This window comes from Burkholderia sp. 8Y (assembly GCF_902506145.1).
GTDB lineage: Bacteria > Pseudomonadota > Gammaproteobacteria > Burkholderiales > Burkholderiaceae > Caballeronia.
The window spans coordinates 1141780-1163241 of sequence record NZ_LR733520.1 but is presented as its reverse complement, the minus strand read 5'-3'; the positions used below and the strand labels follow the sequence as shown (position 1 = coordinate 1163241).

General features: G+C 63.9%; 20 protein-coding genes. 1 reads left to right on the top strand and 19 read right to left on the bottom strand.

Annotation, left to right across the window (positions count from 1 at the left end; translation table 11 throughout):
- Positions 1-44 precede the first annotated feature (44 nt).
- From GV035_RS15950 to ppsA, 3 genes are all read right to left on the bottom strand, one after another.
- Positions 45-971, bottom strand: coding sequence for an SPFH domain-containing protein (locus tag GV035_RS15950; RefSeq protein WP_159836002.1), 927 nt, complete (start codon positions 969-971; stop codon positions 45-47).
- 39 nt (positions 972-1010) lie between these two features.
- On the bottom strand, positions 1011-1439 hold the full coding sequence (locus GV035_RS15945) for an NfeD family protein (protein ID WP_159836001.1): 429 nt from the start codon (positions 1437-1439) through the stop codon (positions 1011-1013).
- Between the two features lie 93 nt (positions 1440-1532).
- The gene (gene ppsA, locus GV035_RS15940; RefSeq protein WP_159836000.1) at positions 1533-3950 is read right to left on the bottom strand and encodes a phosphoenolpyruvate synthase; all 2418 of its coding nucleotides are present in this window, start codon (positions 3948-3950) and stop codon (positions 1533-1535) included.
- Between the two features lie 441 nt (positions 3951-4391).
- Between ppsA and ppsR the strand changes: the two genes are divergently transcribed.
- Positions 4392-5210, top strand: coding sequence for a posphoenolpyruvate synthetase regulatory kinase/phosphorylase PpsR (gene ppsR, locus GV035_RS15935; protein ID WP_159835999.1), 819 nt, complete (start codon positions 4392-4394; stop codon positions 5208-5210).
- 1 nt (position 5211) lies between these two features.
- On the opposite strand, the gene GV035_RS15930 is transcribed toward ppsR, so the two are convergent.
- From GV035_RS15930 to rpsB, 16 genes are all read right to left on the bottom strand, one after another.
- Complete coding sequence (locus tag GV035_RS15930) at positions 5212-5988, bottom strand: TrmH family RNA methyltransferase (RefSeq protein ID WP_159835998.1); 777 nt, start codon at positions 5986-5988, stop codon at positions 5212-5214.
- A gap of 24 nt (positions 5989-6012) precedes the next feature.
- Positions 6013-6717 carry a ribonuclease HII gene (rnhB, locus tag GV035_RS15925; RefSeq protein ID WP_159835997.1) on the bottom strand — a complete coding sequence of 235 codons (705 nt, stop codon included), beginning with the start codon at positions 6715-6717 and terminating at the stop codon, positions 6013-6015.
- Positions 6714-7880: a lipid-A-disaccharide synthase gene (lpxB, locus tag GV035_RS15920; protein WP_159835996.1), complete on the bottom strand. Its 1167-nt coding sequence runs from the start codon at positions 7878-7880 to the stop codon at positions 6714-6716. Before lpxB ends, rnhB begins: the two co-directional genes overlap by 4 nt.
- A gap of 11 nt (positions 7881-7891) precedes the next feature.
- Entirely contained in the window at positions 7892-8680 is a 789-nt protein-coding gene (lpxA, locus tag GV035_RS15915; protein ID WP_159835995.1) for an acyl-ACP--UDP-N-acetylglucosamine O-acyltransferase, read from the bottom strand.
- Positions 8681-8712: 32 nt separating this feature from the next.
- Positions 8713-9177, bottom strand: a complete 465-nt coding sequence (gene fabZ / locus GV035_RS15910; RefSeq protein ID WP_159835994.1) for a 3-hydroxyacyl-ACP dehydratase FabZ — start codon at positions 9175-9177, stop codon at positions 8713-8715.
- A 118-nt stretch (positions 9178-9295) separates the two neighbouring features.
- A complete protein-coding gene (lpxD, locus tag GV035_RS15905; protein ID WP_159837960.1) occupies positions 9296-10411 on the bottom strand; it encodes a UDP-3-O-(3-hydroxymyristoyl)glucosamine N-acyltransferase in 1116 nt (371 codons plus the stop codon).
- A gap of 30 nt (positions 10412-10441) precedes the next feature.
- Positions 10442-10942, bottom strand: coding sequence for an OmpH family outer membrane protein (locus tag GV035_RS15900; protein ID WP_159837958.1), 501 nt, complete (start codon positions 10940-10942; stop codon positions 10442-10444).
- A gap of 112 nt (positions 10943-11054) precedes the next feature.
- Positions 11055-13367, bottom strand: coding sequence for an outer membrane protein assembly factor BamA (bamA, locus tag GV035_RS15895; protein WP_159835993.1), 2313 nt, complete (start codon positions 13365-13367; stop codon positions 11055-11057).
- Between the two features lie 77 nt (positions 13368-13444).
- Positions 13445-14827 carry an RIP metalloprotease RseP gene (gene rseP, locus GV035_RS15890; RefSeq protein ID WP_159835992.1) on the bottom strand — a complete coding sequence of 461 codons (1383 nt, stop codon included), beginning with the start codon at positions 14825-14827 and terminating at the stop codon, positions 13445-13447.
- 7 nt (positions 14828-14834) lie between these two features.
- Positions 14835-16052: a 1-deoxy-D-xylulose-5-phosphate reductoisomerase gene (locus tag GV035_RS15885; protein ID WP_159835991.1), complete on the bottom strand. Its 1218-nt coding sequence runs from the start codon at positions 16050-16052 to the stop codon at positions 14835-14837.
- 19 nt (positions 16053-16071) lie between these two features.
- On the bottom strand, positions 16072-16884 hold the full coding sequence (locus tag GV035_RS15880; RefSeq protein ID WP_159835990.1) for a phosphatidate cytidylyltransferase: 813 nt from the start codon (positions 16882-16884) through the stop codon (positions 16072-16074).
- Positions 16878-17660: a polyprenyl diphosphate synthase gene (gene uppS / locus GV035_RS15875; protein ID WP_159835989.1), complete on the bottom strand. Its 783-nt coding sequence runs from the start codon at positions 17658-17660 to the stop codon at positions 16878-16880. The genes GV035_RS15880 and uppS overlap by 7 nt, the downstream gene beginning before the upstream one ends.
- 83 nt (positions 17661-17743) lie before the next feature.
- On the bottom strand, positions 17744-18304 hold the full coding sequence (gene frr / locus GV035_RS15870; RefSeq protein WP_159835988.1) for a ribosome recycling factor: 561 nt from the start codon (positions 18302-18304) through the stop codon (positions 17744-17746).
- Between the two features lie 103 nt (positions 18305-18407).
- Positions 18408-19121: a UMP kinase gene (pyrH, locus tag GV035_RS15865; RefSeq protein ID WP_159835987.1), complete on the bottom strand. Its 714-nt coding sequence runs from the start codon at positions 19119-19121 to the stop codon at positions 18408-18410.
- A gap of 256 nt (positions 19122-19377) precedes the next feature.
- Positions 19378-20259, bottom strand: coding sequence for a translation elongation factor Ts (gene tsf / locus GV035_RS15860; protein WP_159835986.1), 882 nt, complete (start codon positions 20257-20259; stop codon positions 19378-19380).
- 134 nt (positions 20260-20393) lie between these two features.
- Positions 20394-21146, bottom strand: a complete 753-nt coding sequence (gene rpsB, locus GV035_RS15855; RefSeq protein ID WP_159835985.1) for a 30S ribosomal protein S2 — start codon at positions 21144-21146, stop codon at positions 20394-20396.
- Positions 21147-21462 lie beyond the last annotated feature (316 nt).

Below are 21462 nucleotides of genomic sequence, written 5' to 3'. Positions count from 1 at the left end.
AGGTGGCAGACAACAAGGGGCGCTCGCAGGCGCCCCTTGTTGCATCAACTCTTTCTGATGACGCCGCCGCCCTCGCCCTTCACGATGGCGAGCGCAGAAGCGATCATCGAACTCATGTCCGACATGTTGCCCGGCACGATCAGCGTGTTGCCGGTCTTCGCGATGTTCGCGAATGCGCCGACATATTGTTCAGCGACCTTGAGGTTCACGGCGTCCATGCCGCCCGCCGACTGAATGGCCGCGCCGACTTTCTCGATGGCCTGCGCGTTGGCCTCGGCCACCGCGAGAATCGCCGACGCCTCACCCTGCGCCTGATTGATCGCCGCCTGGCGCTCGCCCTCGGACTTCTGGATGGCCGCTTCGCGCGCGCCCGACGCGAGGTTGATCTGCTCCTGCTTGCGCCCTTCCGACGCCGCAATCAGCGCGCGCTTTTCGCGCTCGGCGGTGATCTGCGCCTGCATCGCGTGGAGAATCTCTTTCGGCGGCGTCAAGTCTTTGATTTCATAGCGCAGCACCTTGACGCCCCAGTTCGACGCGGCCTCGTCGAGCGAATTCACGATGCTGTGATTGATGAATTCCCGTTCCTCGAAGGTCTTGTCGAGTTCCAGCTTGCCGATGACGGAACGCAGCGTCGTCTGCGAAAGTTGCGTGATGGCGAGCACGAAGTTGCTCGAACCGTACGACGCCTTCATCGGGTCGGTGACCTGGAAATACAGCACGCCGTCCACCTGAAGCTGCGTGTTGTCCCGCGTGATGCAGACCTGGCTCGGCACGTCGAGCGGAATTTCCTTGAGCACATGCTTGTAAGCGATGCGGTCGACGAACGGCAACACGATGTTCAGGCCCGGCGTGAGCGTTGCGTGATAGCGGCCGAGGCGTTCCAGCACCCACGCGTGCTGTTGCGGAACGATCTTGACCGTGTTGACCACGATCACGATTGCGATAACGAGCAGGACGGCAGCGAAAATCATTGTGTGACTCCTTCAGTACTTGTTCAGCGTGTGCGTGCTTCAGCGTTTGGCGGCGACCACCAGCCGGTTTCCATCGAGCGCGGTAATGCGATACCAGCGTGCGCCCTCCGATTCCCCCGGTGCAAGCTCGACGTCCCACTGCGCGCCGCGATACATCGCGCGGGCGCGGCCGTCGCGCCATTCCGCGACTTCCAGCGTCGCGCCGATGTCCAGATTCACGGCGGCATCGCGCGAGGCGTCGCGCCGCTTCCAGCTTCCGAAGCGCGAACGCCGCAACGCCGCGACCGCGACCAGCGCGACGAGCGCCGCGACGCCCAACTGCAGATGCAGCGCAAGCCCGACCGCGAACGCGATGCCGCCCGCGATCATGCCGAGCGCGATCATCAACAGATAGAACGTGCCGGTGAAAAGCTCGGTGACGATGAGCGCGCCGGCTGCCATCCACCAGATGAGTCCATGGGTCGCCATGCCAGTCTCCAAACGAAAACACCCCGGAACGTCCGGGGTGTTTTTTATAGCACGCAGCGCCTTCCCGAAAGCATCCGGAAAGGCGTGACCGACTTATTTTGACAATGTGGTCGCGAGCTTCTGCCACGTTTCGATGATCGTGTCCGGATTCAGCGACATCGAGCCGATGCCCTGCTTCGCCAGCCACTCGGCCAGATCCGGATGATCCGACGGCCCCTGACCGCAAATGCCCACGTACTTGTTCAGTCGCAGGCACGTTTCGATGGCGCGCTTCAGCATGAACTGGACCGCTTCGTCGCGCTCGTCGAAGTCCGCCGCGAGCAGCTCCATGCCGGAGTCGCGGTCGAGGCCGAGCGTCAACTGCGTCAGGTCGTTCGAGCCGATCGAGAAACCGTCGAAGTATTCCAGGAACTGTTCGGCAAGAATCGCGTTGCTCGGCACTTCGCACATCATCACGAGCTTGAGGCCGTTGACGCCGCGCTTCAGGCCGAACTTCTCCAGCAGCCCGACCACGCGTTCCGCCTGCTTCAGCGTACGCACGAACGGCACCATGATTTCGACGTTGTCGAGACCCATTTCCTCGCGCACCTTCTTGAGCGCGATGCATTCCATGTGGAACGCCTCGGCGAAGTCTTCCGCGATATAACGCGATGCGCCGCGGAAACCGAGCATCGGGTTTTCTTCATCCGGCTCGTAGCGCGAACCGCCGATCAGCTTCTTGTACTCGTTCGACTTGAAGTCCGACAGACGCACGATGACGGGCTTCGGATAGAACGCCGCCGCGATCGTGGCGATGCCTTCCGTCAGCTTGTCGACGTAGAACGCGCGCGGCGACGCATGACCACGCGCGACGCTTTCGACCGCCTTCTTCAGGTCCGCGTCGACGTTCGGGTACTCGAGAATGGCCTTCGGGTGAACGCCGATGTTGTTGTTGATGATGAACTCGAGCCGCGCGAGGCCGACGCCTGCGTTCGGCAGTTGCGCGAAGTCGAACGCCAACTGCGGATTGCCGACGTTCATCATGATCTTGACCGGAATCTGCGGCAGCTCGCCGCGCTGCACTTCGGTCACTTCGGTTTCGAGCAGGCCGTCGTAGATCTTGCCTTCGTCGCCTTCCGCGCAGGACACGGTGACGAGCGCGCCGTCCTTCAGCACGTCGGTCGCGTCGCCGCAGCCGACCACCGCCGGCACGCCCAGCTCACGCGCGATGATCGCCGCGTGGCAGGTGCGCCCGCCGCGATTCGTCACGATGGCCGATGCGCGCTTCATCACCGGCTCCCAGTTCGGGTCGGTCATGTCGGCGACGAGCACGTCGCCCGGCTGCACGCGCTCCATTTCCGACGGATCGTAGATCACGCGCACGGGGCCCGCGCCGATCTTCTGGCCGATCGCGCGGCCGGTGGCGATCACGTTCGACTGACCCTTCAACTTGAAGCGCATTTCGGCCTTGCCCGCGGCCTGGCTCTTCACCGTTTCGGGACGCGCCTGGAGGATGAACAGCTTGCCGTCGCGGCCGTCCTTGCCCCACTCGATATCCATCGGACGCTGATAGTGCTGCTCAATGATGACCGCGAATTTCGCGAGTTCGATCACGTCTTCGTCCGTGATCGAGAAACGGTTGCGCTGCTCGTGCGACACGTCCACGGTGTTCACGCGGCCCGGCTCGCCCGGCTGCGTGAATTCCATCTTGATGAGCTTCGAGCCGATGGACCGGCGGATGATCGGATACTTGCCCTGTGCGAGCGTGGTCTTGAAGACGTGGAATTCGTCCGGATTCACCGCGCCCTGCACCACCGTTTCGCCGAGGCCATAGCTCGACGTGATGAAGACCGTGTCCTTGAAGCCGGATTCGGTGTCGATGGTGAACATCACGCCCGCGGCGCCGACGTCCGAGCGCACCATGCGCTGCACGCCAGCCGACAGCGCGACTTCGGCATGCGTGAAGCCCTTGTGGACGCGATAGGAGATGGCGCGGTCGTTATAGAGCGACGCGAACACGTGCTTCATGCGATCGAGCACGTCTTCGATGCCGACCACGTTCAGATAGCTTTCCTGCTGCCCCGCGAACGATGCGTCGGGCAGGTCTTCGGCCGTCGCGGACGAGCGCACGGCGAACGAAAGCTCTTCGGGCGAGCCTTTTTGCAGGACTTCGAATTGGCGGCGGATTTCGTCTTCAAGACGCGGCTGCAGCGGCGCGTCGACGATCCACTGACGGATTTCCTTGCCCGCCTCGGCAAGCGCCTTCACGTCGTCGACGTCGAGCGTTTCGAGACGTTTGGCGATGCGGTCCGTCAGTTCGTTGTGATGGAGGAAGTCGCGGAATGCGAGCGCGGTCGTGGCGAAGCCCGTCGGCACGCTGACGCCGGCTTCGGAAAGCTGGCTGATCATTTCGCCGAGCGACGCGTTCTTGCCACCGACGATTTCCACGTCGGTCATTCGCAACTGCTCGAATGGAACTACATACGCCTGATCCTTTGCGACATCGTTCGCGACATTGACTGCGTTGGTCATACAAGCCCCTAAGGTGGATGGAATTCACGATCGCACGAGTGGGCTCGCATGCGGCGGCGCTCATTGGAAGCACCGGCGCATCTCGTACAACCTGTTTGATAAGCCTTCGCGGCAGTGAAGGAACCGCACTCCGATTCGCCGATAACGATGCGTTTATGCGGCGAAAACGCACGAACTACCAGTCAATTGAGGAAGAACAGGCTCAATTTCGACGCAATTGCTTATCGAACAGGTTGCCGCTATTCTACCGTGCCGATTCTCGAATTTGTCCGGGCACGGACAGTAAATCCACGGCAAAATCGAGGTCTTTCACGCCTCTTGGTTCGCCCGCGCACACGCATTGGGCTGCTCAATGTAACACAGGCTAAAGCGTTACTGCCTGACTGCGGGCGCTACCGTTTGAGCGCGCTCTTTCCAACTCGTTCCACTGGTTCACCGCCGATGCCGCCTTCCGTATTCATTGTTTCCGACGGTACCGGGATCACCGCCGAAACGTTCGCGCATTCGATCCTCGCCCAGTTCGACCAGAAATTCCGGCTCGTGCGCGTGCCGTTCGTCGATTCGATCGATAAGGCGCATGCCACCGTCGAGAAGATCAACGAGGCGGTATCGCTCGACGGACGCCGCCCGATCGTGTTCACGACGCTCGTGGACAGCGCATCGAACGAAATCGTCAAACGCTGCAACGCGCTCGTGCTGGACATGTTCCAGACGTTCATCGAGCCGCTCGAACACGAATTCGAGATCAAGTCGACGCACGCGATGGGCCGCGTCCATCAGAACGCGGACACCGAGGAGTACAAGAACCGGATCGAGGCGATCAACTTCTCGCTCGCTCACGACGACGGCCAGTCCAACCGCAACCTGACCGAGGCAGACGTGATTCTGGTCGGCGTGTCGCGTAGCGGAAAGACGCCCACGAGCCTCTATCTGGCGATGCAATACGGCGTGAAAGCGGCGAACTATCCGCTGATTCCGGAAGACTTCGAGCGCGGCAAGCTGCCGACGCCGCTCCTGGATCATCGCGACAAGATGTTCGGCCTTTCTATCGATCCGCAGCGCCTCGCGGAGATTCGCAACGAGCGCCGGCCCGGCAGCAAGTACGCGGCGCTCGAAAATTGCCGCTACGAGATCAACGAAGCCGAAAGCATGATGAAGCGCGAAGGCATCAAGTGGCTGTCCTCGACGCACAAATCGATCGAGGAAATCGCGACGACGATTCTTCAGGAAGTCAAGCCGGAACGGCCGTCCTACTACTGATTCAACGCTGCTGGCGGCATTGCTCGAAAAGACAGATGGCCGCCGCAGCCGCGACGTTGAGCGATTCCATGCCGCCGGCTTGCGGAATGGTCACGCGATGCGTGACCGCATCGCGCCAGACCTGCGACACGCCCGCGCCCTCGTTGCCGAAAACCCACGCGAGCGGCGCCGACAGATCGCAATCGTAGAGAGCGACGGCGCCGTGCGAATCCGTGATCGCGACCGGCACGTCAAGCCGCGCGATGAGTGTGGACGGCTCGACGTCTTCAAAGATATCGAGCAGAAAATGCCCGCCCATGCCCGAGCGCAGCACTTTCGACGACCACGCGTACGCCGTGCCCGGCGCGCAGAACACGCGTCCGATGCCCGCCGCCGCCGCGCTGCGCAGAATCGAGCCGACATTGCCCGCGTCCTGAATGCCGTCGAGAACCACGCACGTCTCGCCGACGCGTTCGGGCATCGCCGCTTCGATCTTCTCGACGAGCAGCAGCATGCCCACGCCGTGCACGACGCTCGATAACTGTCCGAAAAGCGCATCCGGCAGCACGACCACGCGTTTTTCTTCGATACGCGCGACGATTTCGCGTGCTTCCGCGTGCGTCAGCGCGCCCTCGGTGACGACGCACGTATCCGGCTGACCGGCGGCGTCGAGATAAGCTGCGGCGAGATGCAGACCTTCGAGCAGCGCGTGACCGCTACGGCGCTGCTGCGCGGTCGAGCCGGCAAGCGCCTTCAGGCGCTTGTAGAGCGGGTTGTCCCGCGAAGTGACGGATTTCACGTTGGAATGGAGCAGCGAGGCCGCTCAGAACGGATGTGCTTCGGGATCGGCGTCGAGCGCCGCGGTGGCCTGAATGACCTCGGGCGCGATGTGCGGCAGCACGGAGCCGAAGCGAAGATGCGCCTCGCGCACCGGCGCGAACGAGCGCCGGTGATGCTCGCAAGGCCCGTGCTCGCGCAGCGCCGCGAGATGTTGCGGCGTGCCGTAGCCCGCATGCACGTTGAAGCCGTACACGGGATGCGTCTCGTGCAGCTCGCAGAGCAGGCGGTCGCGCGTGACTTTCGCGAGAATCGACGCCGCCGAAATTTGCTTGACGAGCGCATCGCCGCCGATCACGGCTTCCGAGCGTATCGACAGCACCGGGCAGCGATTACCATCCACTTTCACGAGCGTCGGCGCAACCGACAAGCCTTCGACCGCGCGCTTCATCGCGAGCATCGACGCGTGCAGGATGTTGATGGTGTCGATTTCCTCGACGCTCGCCGACGCGATGCAATACGCGAGCGCGCGATCCACGATCTTCTCGTAGAGTTCCTCGCGCTTTTTCGCGGAAAGGGCCTTGGAATCGTCCAGCCCGTTGATGCGCGGCTTCGCCGGATCGAAGATGACCGCGGCCGCCACGACCGGTCCCGCGAGCGGGCCGCGCCCGGCTTCGTCGACGCCGCAGACGATGTCGAACGGCGAGCTGAAGTCGAGTCCGCCTTGCGCCGACCGGTTCGCAGCCTTCATTGCGGCCTCCGCGTATCGAGCACCCGCGCCACGGCTTCGGCCGCCCGCTGCGACGTGTTCTGGCGCAGCGCGATGTGCATCTCGGTGAAAATCTCGGTCAGGGTACGGCGGTTTGCGTCGTCGTTCAACTGTTTCAGCGTGGCGTCGGCGAGGGCTTCGGGCGTCGCGAAATGCTGCAAAATCTCCGGCACGACGAAGCGCCCCGCGAGAATGTTCGGCAAGCCCACGTACGGCAAATAGCCCTGCCGCTTCATGATCTGGCCCGTGAGCCAAGGCACCTTGTACGAGATGACCATCGGCTTCTTGAGGAGCGCCGCTTCCAGCGTGACGGTGCCGCTTTTGACGAGAATGGCGTCGGCGGCGGTCATCGCGGTTTGCGCGCGGCCGTCCGTGATGGTCAGCGACAGATTCGGATGCGCCTCCACGAGCGGCTGCAGCAACTCGCGCAGCGCCGGGTTCGCGGCCGGCATCAGGAAGCGCACGCCCGGCTCGCGAAGTTGCATCAGCTCCATCGCGTCGAAGAACGTCGGACCGATCAGCGCAATTTCCGAGCGGCGGCTGCCGGGCAGCACCGCGATGACCGGCCCGCCTTGCGCGATACCCAGCTCGCGGCGCGCGCCCGCCGTATCGGGCTCGAGCGGGATTTCATCGGCAAGCGGATGGCCAACATAGCTCGCCGCGACGCCCGCTTTCGCCAGCAGCGCGGTCTCGAACGGAAACACGCAGAGCATGTGATCGACGGCCTTCGCGATCTTCTTGATGCGCCCGCCGCGCCACGCCCAGATCGACGGACACACGAAATGCACAGTCGGAATGCCGGCCTCGCGCAACGGCTGCTCGAGCCCGAAGTTGAAGTCCGGCGCATCGACGCCAATGAATACCGACGGCGGATCGGCCAGCAACTGCCGCTTCAGCTCGTTGCGAATGCCGAGAATCTCGGGGATATGCCGCAGCGCCTCGACGTAGCCGCGCACGGTCAGCTTGTCCATCGGCCAATGCGCCTCGAAGCCCGTGGCGGTCATGCGCGGGCCTCCGATGCCGCTATAGCGCGTGGCGGCCGGCAGGCGTTCCTGCAAGCCCTTGAGCAGCGAGGCCGCGAGCAGGTCTCCGGACGGCTCGCCCGCGACCATCGCGATACGCGGTGCAGTGGTGATGAGCGTCATTGATCGCGCGTTCAGCGAATGATGCCGCGCTGCGACGCCGCGATGAAGTCGGTGAATGCCTTGACGGGCGCGTCGCCGTCGCCGCCTGCCGCGCCCAATTCCTTCAGTTGCGCCTTCGCTTCTTCGAGCGACAGACCGCTCTTGTAGACGATGCGGTATGCCTGGCGCAGCGCGGAAATGGCGTCGGGCGTGAAGCCGCGGCGGCGCAGACCTTCGACGTTGATGCCGTGCGGCTCCGCCTTGTTGCCGGCGGCGATCACGAACGGCGGCACGTCCTGCACGAGCGCCGACGCACCGCCGAGCATCGAATGCGCGCCGATTCGCACGAACTGGTGCACGCCCGACATGCCGCCGACGATCGCGTGGTCGCCGACCGTCACGTGTCCGGCGAGTTGCGCGTTGCTCGACATGATGACGTGGTTGCCCAGCCGGCAGTCGTGACCGACGTGGACGTACGCCATGATCCAGCAATCGTCGCCGATCGACGTCAGGCCCTGATCCTGCACCGTGCCCGTGTGCAGCGTGGTGAATTCGCGAATGGTGTTGCGGTCGCCGATTTCGAGACGCGTCGGCTCGTCGCGGTACTTCATGTCCTGCGGCCGTCCGCCGATCGACGCGTAATGGCCGATACGGTTTTCGCGGCCGATGGTCGTGTGACCTTCGATCACGCTATGCGAGCCGATGGTCGTGCCCGCGCCGATGACGACATGCGCGCCGACGACCGCGTACGGCCCGATCTCGACGGAATCGTCCAGTTGCGCACCCGGCTCGATGATCGCGGTGGGGTGAATGATGGTCATGCGCCTCGCCTCTGTATGCTGTGTTTCTGCCGTTATGCGCTGGCGTCCGTGTTCTTCACGGTGCACATGAGCTCGGCTTCGGCGGCGGTCACGCCGTCCACTTCGGCGCGCGCCTTGAACTTCCAGATGCCCCGCATGTACCGCTCGAAGTTGACGTTAAGGATCAGCTGATCGCCGGGTTCCACCACGCGCTTGAAGCGCGCGCCGTCGATGCCGACGAAGTAGTACAGCGTGGTCGTCGGGTCATGCGGCTCTTCGGCGAACGTCAGCAATGCCGCGGTTTGCGCGAGCGCCTCGAGGATGAGTACACCGGGCATGACGGGCCGCGTCGGGAAGTGCCCCTGAAAATACGGTTCGTTGATCGACACGTTTTTCAGCGCCTTGATGCTCTTGTGCGGCTCCAGTTCCAGCACGCGATCCACGAGCAGGATCGGATACCGATGCGGCAGCAGCGTGAGGATCTTATGGATATCGAGGTTGATTTTTTCTGTGCTCATGGTGGTTCTGCTCGCGCGCATCGCCTGCGCGGAAATTGACTGCGGGCGTCCTGCGCCCGCTCGTGAATCTTGCTGTGTTGCCGGTGTTCGCCTGCGCGCTCATCCGGCAGCCCTGCGCTTATGCTTCGTCGCCCTGCTTGCCGCCTGTCTGGTGGCCATTCGTGTCGCTGTTCTTCTGGTCCAAAGCCGCTTCGAGCGCCTTGATGCGATCGCGCAGTTTGTCCAGATTGCGAACGAGCGCGGCGCTCTTGTTCCAGTCCGCGTGATTCACAGCCGGGAATGCGCTCGTGTACATGCCAGCCCGCGTGAGCGACTTCGAGACGCCCGACTGCGCGGTGACGATCACGTGATCCGCCAGCGTCACGTGGCCCGCGATGCCCACCGCGCCGCCGATCATGCAATGCCGCCCGATGTTCGTGCTGCCCGCGATGCCCGCGCAGCCTGCAATCACGGTGTAGGCGCCGATGCGGCAGTTGTGGCCGATCTGCACCAGATTATCGATCTTCACGCACGCTTCGATGACCGTGTCCGCCATGGCGCCGCGGTCGATGGTCGTGTTCGCGCCGATCTCCACGTCGTCAGCGATATCCACCGCGCCGACCTGCGGAATCTTCACCCAGCTTCCGGTGCGCGCCTCGCCCTCGCCGACGAAATCCGGCGCGAACCCGAAGCCGTCCGCGCCGATCACCGCGCCCGCATGCACGATCACGCGCGCGCCGAGCTTGCACCCATGATAGACGGTGACGTTGGGATACAGATGAACGTCGTCGCCGAGGGTGACGCCGCGCCCGATCGACACGCCCGCATCCAGCCGCACGCGCTCACCGACGACCGCGCCCGCTTCCACCGTGACGTGCGGGCCGATGATGGCGCTCGCGGCCACTTTTGCGGCGGGGTCGATCCACGCGTTCGGATGCACGCCCGGCGCCGCCTTCGGCGAGGTCAGTTCGATGAACGCCTGCGCCACGCGGGCGAAATACGCGTAGGGATTCGGCGTGACAATGAAATTGCTGCCTTCGCGCGGCGCGGAGAGCTTGTCGAGATCCGCGCGGGAAATCAGCACCGCGCCGGCGCGCGTGGTCTCGACCTGCGGCAGGTACTTTTGGTTCGCCAGAAACGCGAGTTGCGCCGGCCCCGCCTTGTCGAGCGGCGCGAGCCCTTCGACGCGATGCGTTCCCTGGCCGACCACCTCGCCGCCGAAGCGCCGGACCAGTTCGTCGAGCGTGATCGCCATGCCTGATGCCATGCCTGTGAAAACTCCTCGTCAGTTCGGGCTCGTGCCGCCGTTCTGGCTCGTCGCCGCCAGCGCCTTCAGCACCTGATCCGTAATGTCGATGCGCGGGCTCACATACACCGCTTCCTGCACGATCAGGTCGTAGTGCTGCTGCTCGGCGATCTGCTTGATGACCTTGTTCGCACGATCCAGCACCGCCGCCAGTTCCTCGTTGCGGCGCTGGTTCAGGTCTTCGCGGAATTCGCGCTGCTTGCGCTGGAAGTCCGCGTCGAGCTGCGCGAGATCGCGCTGACGCGCGGCGCGGTCGATCGGCGACATGGACGCACCGTTCTTGTCGATGTTGTCCGACATCGCCTTGAGCCGCTGCGCCATGTCCTGCAGCGCCTTGTCGCGCTTGGAGAATTCCTGCTCCAGCTTCGACTGCGCAGCCTTGGCCGCCGACGATTCCCGCAGTATGCGGTCGGAATTCACGGCTGCGATGCGCGCTTCCTGAGCGTCCGCTTTCGCGACGGCGCCGAGGCCGAGGACCATAGACAACGCCAGCGCCAGCGCCGCATGTTTCGAAAGCTTACCGGTTCGCAAAGTGTTCCTCACGTCACGTCGATTTGAATGAAGTCCGCGTTCGTTCACGTCGCGCCGTCTCTTAGAAGGCCGTACCGATCTGGAACTGGAACTTCTGATACTGGTCGCCCGTGTGCTTCTGCAGCGGGAAGCCGAGGCTCAGCTTGAGCGGGCCGATCGGCGAAATCCACGCGAGACCCACACCGTAGCCGTAGCGCAGACCGTTCGCGCCCGAGCTCGTGCCGCCCTGGTTCGGATCGCCCCACACGTTACCGGCATCGAGGAAGGTGAACACGCGCAGCGTGCGGTCGTAGCCCGTGCCCGGCAGCGGGAACGTCAGCTCGATATTGCCGACCGCCATGCGCGAGCCGCCGATCGGGTCGTTCGTCTTCGCGTCGCGCGGACCCAGCGAGCTCGGCGAGTAGCCGCGCACCGAGCCGATACCGCCCGCGTAGTAGTTCTTGAAGATCGGATACGTCTGGCCGTCGAAGCCCTTGCCGTAGCCGCCCTGCAGGTTAAAGCCCAGCACGAAGCCGCGTGCGAACGAGTAGTAATACTGGAACTGCGCGTCGAACTTGGCGTACGTCGTGTTGCCGAGCGGCGTGCCGTATTCCGCGTTCGACTGGATGTAGTAGCCGCGGCTCGGCACGAGCGCGCTGTCGCGGTTATCACGCGACCAGCCGATCGTCAGCGGATAGTTGTTCACCACGCGGCCGAAGTCCTGCACGTACTTCTGGTAGGACGCCGGCGTGCTGCTGTCCACGTCCATCGTGTTCTGTTCGGCGCCGACGCCGAAGAACACGGTGTCCTGCTCGGAGAACGGAATGCCGAACTTCGTGTCCGCGCCCATCGTCACGATCTTGAAGCTCGAATCGGTCGAGTAATACAGCGGCTCGTACGTGCGGTAGTACGCGTCCGTGATGCGCTTGATGCCGTCGATGGTGAAGTACGGATCGACCTGCGTGACGGTCAGCGTGCGGTAGGTCTTCGCGGTGTTCACGTTGACCGCGAGACTCGTGCCCGAGCCGAAGACGTTGTCCTGCGAAACACCCGCCGAGAGCACCACCTTGTCCGTCGACGAGAAGCCCGCGCCCAGCGTGATGGCGCCGGTCGGCTTTTCGGCCACCTTGACGTCGACATCGACCTGGTCGTTGGTGCCTTCGACCGGCGTCGTGGTCACGTCGACGTCCGTGAAATAGCCGAGGCGATTGACACGATCCTTCGACAGCGCGAGGCGGCTCGAATCGAACCACGAGCTTTCGAGCTGGCGCATTTCGCGGCGCACGACTTCGTCGCGCGTGCGCGTGTTGCCGACGATGTTCACGCGGCGCACATAGACGCGGCGGCTCGGATCGACCTGCAGCGTGAGCGCGACCGTGTGATGCGCCTGATCGATCTCCGGCTGCGCGTTGACCTGCGCGAACGCATAACCGTACTGACCGAGCTTGTCGACGATCGCCTTGGTGGTCGCCTGCAGTTTCTCCGCCGAGAAAAGCTGGCCTGGCTTCACGGTGATGAGCTTGTTCAGCTCGGCCTCGCGGTCGAGCAGATTGCCGGCGAGCTTGACGCTCGCGACCTTGTACGGCTCGCCTTCATGCACCGCGATGGTCAGGTACATGTCCTTCTTGTCCGGCGAGATCGACACCTGCGTGGAGTCGATGCTGAACTCGAGGTACCCGTGGTTCAGGTAGTACGAACGCACGTTCTCCAGGTCGCCCGTCAGCTTTTCCTTCGCGTACAAGTCGCTCTTCGTGTACCACGAGAACCAGTTCGGCGTGGACAGCTGCATTTCGCTCAATAGCGTGCCGCTGCTGACCGCCTTGTTGCCGACGAAGTTGATCTGGCGGATCTTCGCGCTCGGGCCTTCGGCCACCGAGAAGAGGATCGACACGCGATTGCGGTCCACCGGCGTCACGGTGGTGGTCACTTCGGCCGCGTAGTAGCCGCGCGTCAGATATTGGCGCTTCAGTTCCTGCTCGGCCTTGTCGAGCAGCGACTTGTCGTAGGAGCGGCCTTGCGACAGGCCGACCGAGCGCAGCGCCTTGTTGATCGTGTCCTTGTCGAATTCGTGCAGGCCCGTGAATTCGATATTCGAAATGGCCGGCCGCTCCTGCACCTGCACGACGACCACGTTGCCTTCGGTCGCGATCTGTACGTCGTTGAAGAAGCCGGTTGCATACAGCGCGCGAATCGCTTCGGAGGCCTTGTCGTCGGTGAACGTGTCGCCTTGCTTGATCGGCAGATAGGCGAACACGGAGCCGGGCTCGATGCGTTGAAGACCTTCGATCCGGATATCCTGCACGACGAACGGCGTGGTGGCGTGTGCCGCCATGCCCGTTGCGGCGAGCGCCGCGGCCACAGCCGACTTAGGAACAAAGCGATGAGGTTTGAACAACGTGCTTCCCCAGTATTTAAAGCTGCATTCGTTCCGGCGGGCGCTTCTTGAGCGCCGCCAGAAATTATCAAAATGGATCAGAAACGGATCAGGCGAGTCAGGTCGTTGAAGAGCGCGATCATCGACAGAGCGACGATGCAGACCAGCCCCGCCCGCTGCAGAACCAGCTGCCAGCGATCGGACACGGCTTTGCCGGTAACGGCTTCAACCAAATAATATAACAGATGCCCACCGTCCAAAACCGGAATCGGTAACAAGTTCAACACACCCAGGCTGATGCTGACGAGCGCGAGGAAAGACACGAACGCGGCAAGACCGAGCCTCGCGCTCTTCCCCGCATAGTCCGCGATGGTGACCGGTCCGGACAGGTTTTTCAGCGACGCCTCGCCGACAATCATGCGGCCGAACATGCGCAGCGAATACACGCTGATGTCCCACGTGCGATTGACGCCGAGACGCAGGCTTTCGAGCGGGCCGTAACGCACGTCGACGGTCGGCAATTGATTCGCGAGCGCAGCGCCGATGCGCCCGACGTCCTTGCCCGTCGCCGCGTCGCGCTTCACGTCGGGCACGATCTGCACGGACGCGCGCTGCGCATTGCTGCCCTCCCCGCGCTCGATCACGAGCGTCACGGGCTTGCCGCCATGCGCCTTCACGTAGTCGATGAAGCGCGTCGCGTTGTCGACCGGCTGGCCGTCGATGGCGCGCAGCCTGTCGCCGGCGGCGAGACCGCTCTTCTGGGCCGCGCTGCCCGGCTCGACGCCCGCGACCGTCAGCGTGCCGCCGCCCGGCGTGAAGCCGAGCTTGTCCATGAAATCCTGATCGGCGTCCGCGTCCGTGATGCCCGCCACGCTCACCGGAAAGTCGAACGTGCCGTCGTGCGTCTTCGCCATCAGCACGATGCGCCGGTGGTCGAACGAGGCGTCGAGCAGCTTCCACCGCAGGTCGGACCACGAGCGGATCGGCTGCGTCTCGCCGCCTTGCGCGTCGCGCATCGACACGATCTTCTCGCCGCCTTCGAAGCCGGCGCGCGCGGCCGCCGTCGCGGGCGCGGGCGTGGAAACGATCGCCTGCGGCTCGGTCACGCCGCCCGCGAAGACCGCGGCGAACAACGCGATCGCCAGCAGAAAGTTCGCGATTGGCCCGGCGGCCACGATGGCGATGCGCTTGATCACCGGCTGCCGGTTGAACGCGCGCGGCAAGTCCTCGGACGGGATGCTGTCTTCCGTCTCGCGCTCGTCCAGCATTTTCACGTAGCCGCCGAGCGGCAGCGCCGAAATGGTCCACTCGACGCCGGTCTTCTTGCTGACCCAGCGTACGAGCGGCTTGCCGAAGCCGACCGAGAACCGCAGAACTTTCACGCCGCACATTCGCGCGACGCTGTAGTGACCGAATTCGTGGACGACGACAAGCACGCCAATCGCAACGACGAAGGCGACGATTTCGGTCAGGAAGTTCATGACGGCCTCAATGGGCGATGGGTTCCGCGCCTGGCGCGCTCGCAGTGAGCTCTGCGACGAAACCGGACGCGAGACGGCGCGCGCTGGCATCGGCGGCGAGCACGTCGTCGAGCGATGCGGCACTCGTGTTCGGCAAGGCATTCAGCACGCGCTCGACCACGCCGCCGATCGACATGAAGCCGATGCGGCGCGCGAGGAACGCTTCGACGGCAATCTCGTTCGCGGCGTTCAGCGCCGCGCTCGCGATGCCGCCTGCTTCGAGCGCGTCGATGGCGAGCGCGAGACACGGAAAGCGCGCGAAGTCGGGCTTCTCGAAGGTCAGCGACGCGATCTGCGCCAGATCCAGCGGCGCGACGCCCGAATCCACGCGATCCGGGAACGCCAGCGCATGCGCGATCGGCGTACGCATGTCCGGATTGCCGAGCTGCGCGAGCACGGAGCCGTCGGCGTAGGACACCATCGAGTGAATCACGCTTTGCGGATGTATCAGCACTTCGATGCGCGAGCCGGGCAGATCGAACAGCCAATGGGCTTCGATGACTTCGAGGCCCTTGTTCATCATCGTCGCGGAGTCGACCGAGATCTTGCGGCCCATGGCCCAGTTCGGATGCTTGCAGGCTTCGTCGGGCGTCACGTCGACGAGCGTGGAAGGCTCGCGCGTCCGGAACGGGCCGCCGGATGCCGTCAAGATGATTTTCGACACGCCGCCGTGCAGTCGCGCCTCGCTGTCGGCGCAAGGCGGCAGACACTGGAAGACGGCGTTGTGCTCGCTGTCGACGGGCAGCAGGACGGCGCCGTTGTCGCGCACCGCGTCCATGAAGATCTGGCCGGACATCACCAGGGCTTCCTTGTTCGCGAGCAAGATGCGCTTGCCCGCGCGCGCGGCGGCGAGCGTGGGCGCGAGGCCCGCTGCGCCGACGATCGCCGCGACCACGGTATCGCACTGCCCGGCGCGCGCCACGTCGACGAGCGCGTCGGGGCCGTGCGTCACTTCGGTCGTGCTGCCGGTGGCGCGCAAGGCCGCGGCGACACGCGCGGCGGTTTCGGCGTCGCCGACGACCGCCACTTCCGGCCGAAAGCGCAAGCACTGCGCGACGAGCTTGTCGCCGTTGCGGTGAGCGGTGAGCGCGTAGACCGAGAACCGGTCCGGATGCCGCTCCACGACGTCGAGCGTGCTGTCGCCGATCGAGCCCGTGGAGCCGAGCAATGTGAGACGTTTTTGCATGAAATCTTCTCTGGCCGATCTATCCGAGCATGAGCAATGCGATCGGCAATACAGGCAACAAAGCGTCGATGCGGTCGAGCACGCCGCCGTGCCCCGGCAGCAGACCGCTCGAGTCCTTGACGCCCGCCTGGCGTTTCAGGAGCGATTCGAACAGATCGCCGACCACGCTGAACGCCACCAGCACGGTGAGCGCGACGAGCGCACGCGGCCAGCCGAGATGTCCGACGAAAGCCGAAAACACAGTCGGCGCATACGCGCCGGTGGCCGCTGCCAGCGAGCCGATCACCATCACGGCCAGCCAGCCGCCGATGGCGCCTTCCCACGTCTTGCCCGGGCTGATCGACGGCGCGAGCTTGTGGCGGCCCAATGCTTTTCCGGCGAAGTATGCGCCTATGTCAGCCAGCCAGACGACTAGGAGAAGCGATAGCACGAATGCCACGCCCACGGTGCGCGCCGCGACGACCGCATGCCAGCAGGCGACCAACACGATAATGCCGGCGAAGAGCAGGAACGCGCGCCACACGCTGGCCGCCAGAACCGGCTTGCGCAACAGCGCGTAAGGGCCCGCGAGCACCCAGAAGATCACCGCCATCTGGAAAAGCGCCTTCGGTGCGACGCCGAGGTAGGTGCTGAAAATGAGCGCGAGCCCCGCGACCAGCGCGTACGCCACCGGCCCCGCGCCGTTCAGCTTCAGCAACCGCCCCCACTCCCACGCGGCGAACACGACGACGAACCCGATCAGCGCGCCGAATGCGCCGATCGGCGCGAACAGCGTGACCGGCACCAGAACCGCCAGCAGCACGATGGCCGTGATGACCCGGGTCTTTAGCATGAAAGGGTGTCGGCCTTCTGCGATTGTGACGCGAGTTGAGCGCTGGTGCGCCCGAAACGCCGCTCGCGGCCGCCATACGACGCGATCGCGCGGTCGAGGGCGTCGGCATCGAAATCGGGCCAATAGGTGTCGGTGAAATAGAACTCGGTGTACGCCAGCTGCCACAGCAGGAAATTGCTGATGCGCTGCTCGCCGCCCGTCCGAATGAAGAGGTCGGGCTCCGGCGCGTAAGCCATGGCGAGATGCTCGGCGAAGGACTCGTCGTCCACGCGGGCCGGCGTGCCCTGTTCGAGCGATTGCGCGATGAGCTTCTTCGTCGCCTGCATGATGTCCCAGCGGCCGCCGTAATTCGCCGCGATGGTCAGCGTGAGGCGCGTGTTGCGCGCCGTCTTGGTTTCGGCGCGCTGGATCAACGCACGGATGCGGTCGTCGAACATGGCAATATCGCCGACTACGCGCAGACGAATGCCGTTCGCGTGCAGCTTGCCGATCTCGCGTTCGAGCGCGGTAACGAACAGCCGCATGAGAAACGATACTTCTTCCGTCGGACGACGCCAGTTTTCGGAACTGAACGCGAACAGCGTGACGAATTCGACGCCACGCTTCGCGCAGCTTTCGACGGTCGCGCGCACCGCATCGACGCCGCGCGTATGACCGGCGACACGCGGCAAACGCCGCTCGGTCGCCCAACGGCCGTTGCCGTCCATGATGATCGCGACGTGGCGCGGGACAGCCGCGACATCGGGCACGCGAACGGTAGAGCTGGTATAGGTCATGGCCGCTGAATCTTGTAATCGACGGGAAGTGAAACGCCAGCCCGAGTGTCTGTCACCGAGGCTGGCAGGACCGGCTTTCGGCCTCACACCGTCATGATTTCGGCTTCTTTCGTCTGAACGAGCTTGTCGATTTCTGCCACGAATTTATCGGTGAGCTTCTGGACGTCGTCGCTTGCGCGGCGCTCGTCGTCTTCCGAAATTTCCTTGTCTTTCACGAGCTTCTTCAGTTGCTCGTTCGCATCGCGGCGCAGGTTGCGCACAGCGATCTTAGCCGTTTCGCCTTCGCTCTTCACGACCTTGGTCAGCTCGCGGCGGCGCTCTTCGGTGAGCGCGGGCATCGGCACGCGGATCAAATCGCCTTGCGTGGCGGGATTGAGGCCGAGATCCGATTCGCGGATCGCCTTTTCGACGACGGCGACCATCTTCTTTTCCCACGGCTGCACGCCGATCGTGCGGGCGTCGACGAGCGTCATGTTCGCCACTTGCGAGATGGGCACGTTGGAGCCGTAGTAGTCAACCTGGATGTGATCCAGCAGGCCGGTGTGCGCGCGGCCCGTGCGGATCTTGGCGAGATCGGCCTTGAATGCTTCGATCGATCGCTGCATCTTCTGATCGACGCCCTTTTTGATGTCAGCCACACTCATTTGAACCTCCAAAACCTGATTTACTGGCGATGCAGGCGCCCGCTTCGCCCTCTCCCGGCGCGGTTCACGCCGGGGTGCGCGCGGCGCCCGATTACGCGAGAGTTTACACGTGGACGAGCGTCCCTTCGTCGTCGCCTTGCACGATGCGCTTGAGCGCGCCGGCTTTGGTGATCGAGAACACGCGGATCGGCAGTTTCTGGTCGCGGCACAGGGCGAAAGCCGTGGCGTCCATCACCTGCAGATTGCGGCCGATCGCCTCGTCGAAGCTGATCGTGCTGTAGCGCGTGGCGCTCGGGTCTTTCTTCGGGTCGGCGGAGTATACGCCATCGACCTTCGTCGCCTTCAACACCACTTCGGCGCCGACTTCTGAGCCGCGCAGCGCGGCGGCCGTATCCGTCGTGAAGAACGGATTGCCCGTGCCGGCCGCGAAAATCACGACCTTGCCCTCCTCCAACTGGCGGATGGCGCGCGGGCGAATGTACGGCTCGACCACCTGGTCCATGCGCAGCGCCGACTGCACGCGCGCCTCGATGCCCGCGTGGCGCATGGCGTCTTGCAGCGCGAGTGCGTTCATCATCGTGGCGAGCATGCCCATGTAGTCGGCCGTCGCACGGTCCATGCCGGCGGCGCCGCCCGCGACGCCGCGGAAAATGTTGCCGCCGCCGATCACGACGGCCAGCTGCGTTCCCATGCGCACCACTTCAGCGACGTCCGCCACCATCCTTTCGATTGTTGCGCGATTGATGCCGAACGCATCGTCGCCCATGAGGGCTTCGCCGGAGAGTTTGAGGAGTACGCGTTTGTAGGCTGTGGGCATATGAGGTTCCGATCGCGCCGAGGAGGGTTGCAACAACGTAGAACTGTAGGGGTGAAACAATACTTACCGCAAGCGGACCGGATCGGAACGACGGGCGCGGCACGCACGGGTTAACCCGAACCCACCGCGCCCGCCACGGAATGCGAACCGGAAACGCCTTGAATCTTGCGGCAGATGCGATCAGGACGCGATCCGCCGCGGGTGTTCGCTTCGACGCGGCGCCGCGCCATTCAGGCGCAGGCGCCGCGGATACTGCTTACGACTGCTTGGCCGCCGCGACTTGCGCTGCCACTTCGGCTGCGAAGTCGTCCTGGCGCTTCTCGATGCCCTCGCCCACCACGAACAGCGCGAACTTCTGCACCGACGCGTTGGCTGCCTTCAGCATCTGTTCGATCGTCTGCTTGTCGTTCTTCACGAACGGCTGGTTCAGCAGCGAGACTTCCTTCAGATACTTCTGGATGCTGCCGTCGACCATCTTCGCAACGATCTCAGCCGGCTTGCCCGATTCAGCGGCCTTCTGCTCGGCGATGCTGCGTTCCTTGGCGATCAGATCGGCTGGCACTTCGTCCGACGACAGCGATACCGGCTTCATCGCGGCGATGTGCATCGCGACGTCCTTGCCGACTTGTTCGTCCGCGCCGGTGAATTCGACCAGCACGCCGATGCGCGTGCCGTGCAGGTAGGACGCCAACTTGTTCGTGGTTTCGAAACGCACGAAACGGCGGATCGACAGGTTTTCGCCGATCTTGCCGACGAGCGCGAGGCGCACGGCGTCAACCGTGTTGCTTTCGAACGGCATGGCCGACAGCGCGGCGACGTCAGCCGGGTTGCTCTTCGCGACGAGCGCGGCGATGCCCTTGCCGAACGCCATGAAGTCGTCGTTCTTCGCGACGAAGTCGGTTTCGCAGTTCAGCTCGACGAGCGCGCCCACGCCGCCTTCGACGTGCGCCACGACGATGCCTTCAGCCGTCACGCGCGATGCCGCCTTGCTCGCCTTGTTGCCGAGCTTCACGCGCAGGAGCTCTTCGGCGCGCGCCATGTCGCCGTCGGCTTCGGTCAGCGCCTTCTTGCATTCCATCATCGGCGCATCGGTCTTCGCGCGCAGTTCTGCCACCATGCTTGCGGTAATTGCCGCCATCATTCGCTCCTTGAGTCTGTTTGATACGTGCCGCCGGCAACTGCACCCACGGCAAAAATTGGTTGAGCCATCGCGCCGACTAAAAAAAAGGGGCCTTTCGCAAAGCCCCCTTTTTTGTCGGCCACAGGGCTCGATTACGCCTCTGCGTTGACCTCGACGAACTCGTCGCCTTCGCCGTTGCGCACGGCCTGAACGACGTCGTTCACCGCGTTCGCGCGGCCTTCGAGGATCGCGTCCGCGACGCCTTCGGCGTAGAGAGCCACGGCCTTCGACGCGTCGTCGTTACCCGGGATCACGTAGTCGATGCCTTCCGGCGAGTGGTTCGTGTCGACCACGGCGATGACCGGAATGCCGAGCTTCTTCGCTTCGGTCACGGCAATCTTGTGGTAGCCGACGTCGATGACGAACATCGCGTCCGGAATGCCGCCCATGTCCTTCACGCCGCCGATCGACTTTTGCAGCTTGACCATTTCGCGTTCGAACAGAAGCGCTTCCTTCTTGCTCATGCGCTCGGTTTCACCCGATTCCAGCGCCGCTTCCATGTCCTTCAGGCGCTTGATCGAAACCTTCAGCGTCTTGAAGTTGGTCATCATGCCGCCGAGCCAGCGCGCGTTGACATACGGCATACCGGCGCGCGCCGCTTCTTGCGCGATGGTGTCGCGCGACTGGCGCTTCGTGCCGACGAAAAGGATCGTGCCGCGATTCGCTGCCAACTGGCGCACGTACTTCAGCGCGTCGTTGTAGAGCGGCAGCGTCTTTTCGAGGTTGATGATGTGAATCTTGTTGCGATGACCGAAGATATACGGGGCCATCTTGGGGTTCCAGAAGCGCGTTTGGTGACCGAAGTGGACACCGGCTTCCAGCATTTGACGCATCGTGACTGCCATGAAAATTCTCCGCGAGGGTTGGGTCTTAAGCCGGCTGCCGCATCCCGCGCCCGGTTTTGAGCGATTCCTCGCTTTCCGGACGCCGGACACCCTGGGTGCGCCGGCTTGAGTTTCGAAACAAGCGCCGCTCGATGAACCGCGAACGCCCCTAAGTCTTGCCACATCCTCTTGCCATACCGAGCGGACTAAGACTTAGCCCATGAGTATAGCATGTTACGATTACACGGCTCAAGCCGCCCGATGGCCGCGAGACCGGCGCGGAAACCGGCGCGCGCGTTCTCGCCGCCGCAGAATCGCGCTGCGGCGCGTTTCCTAA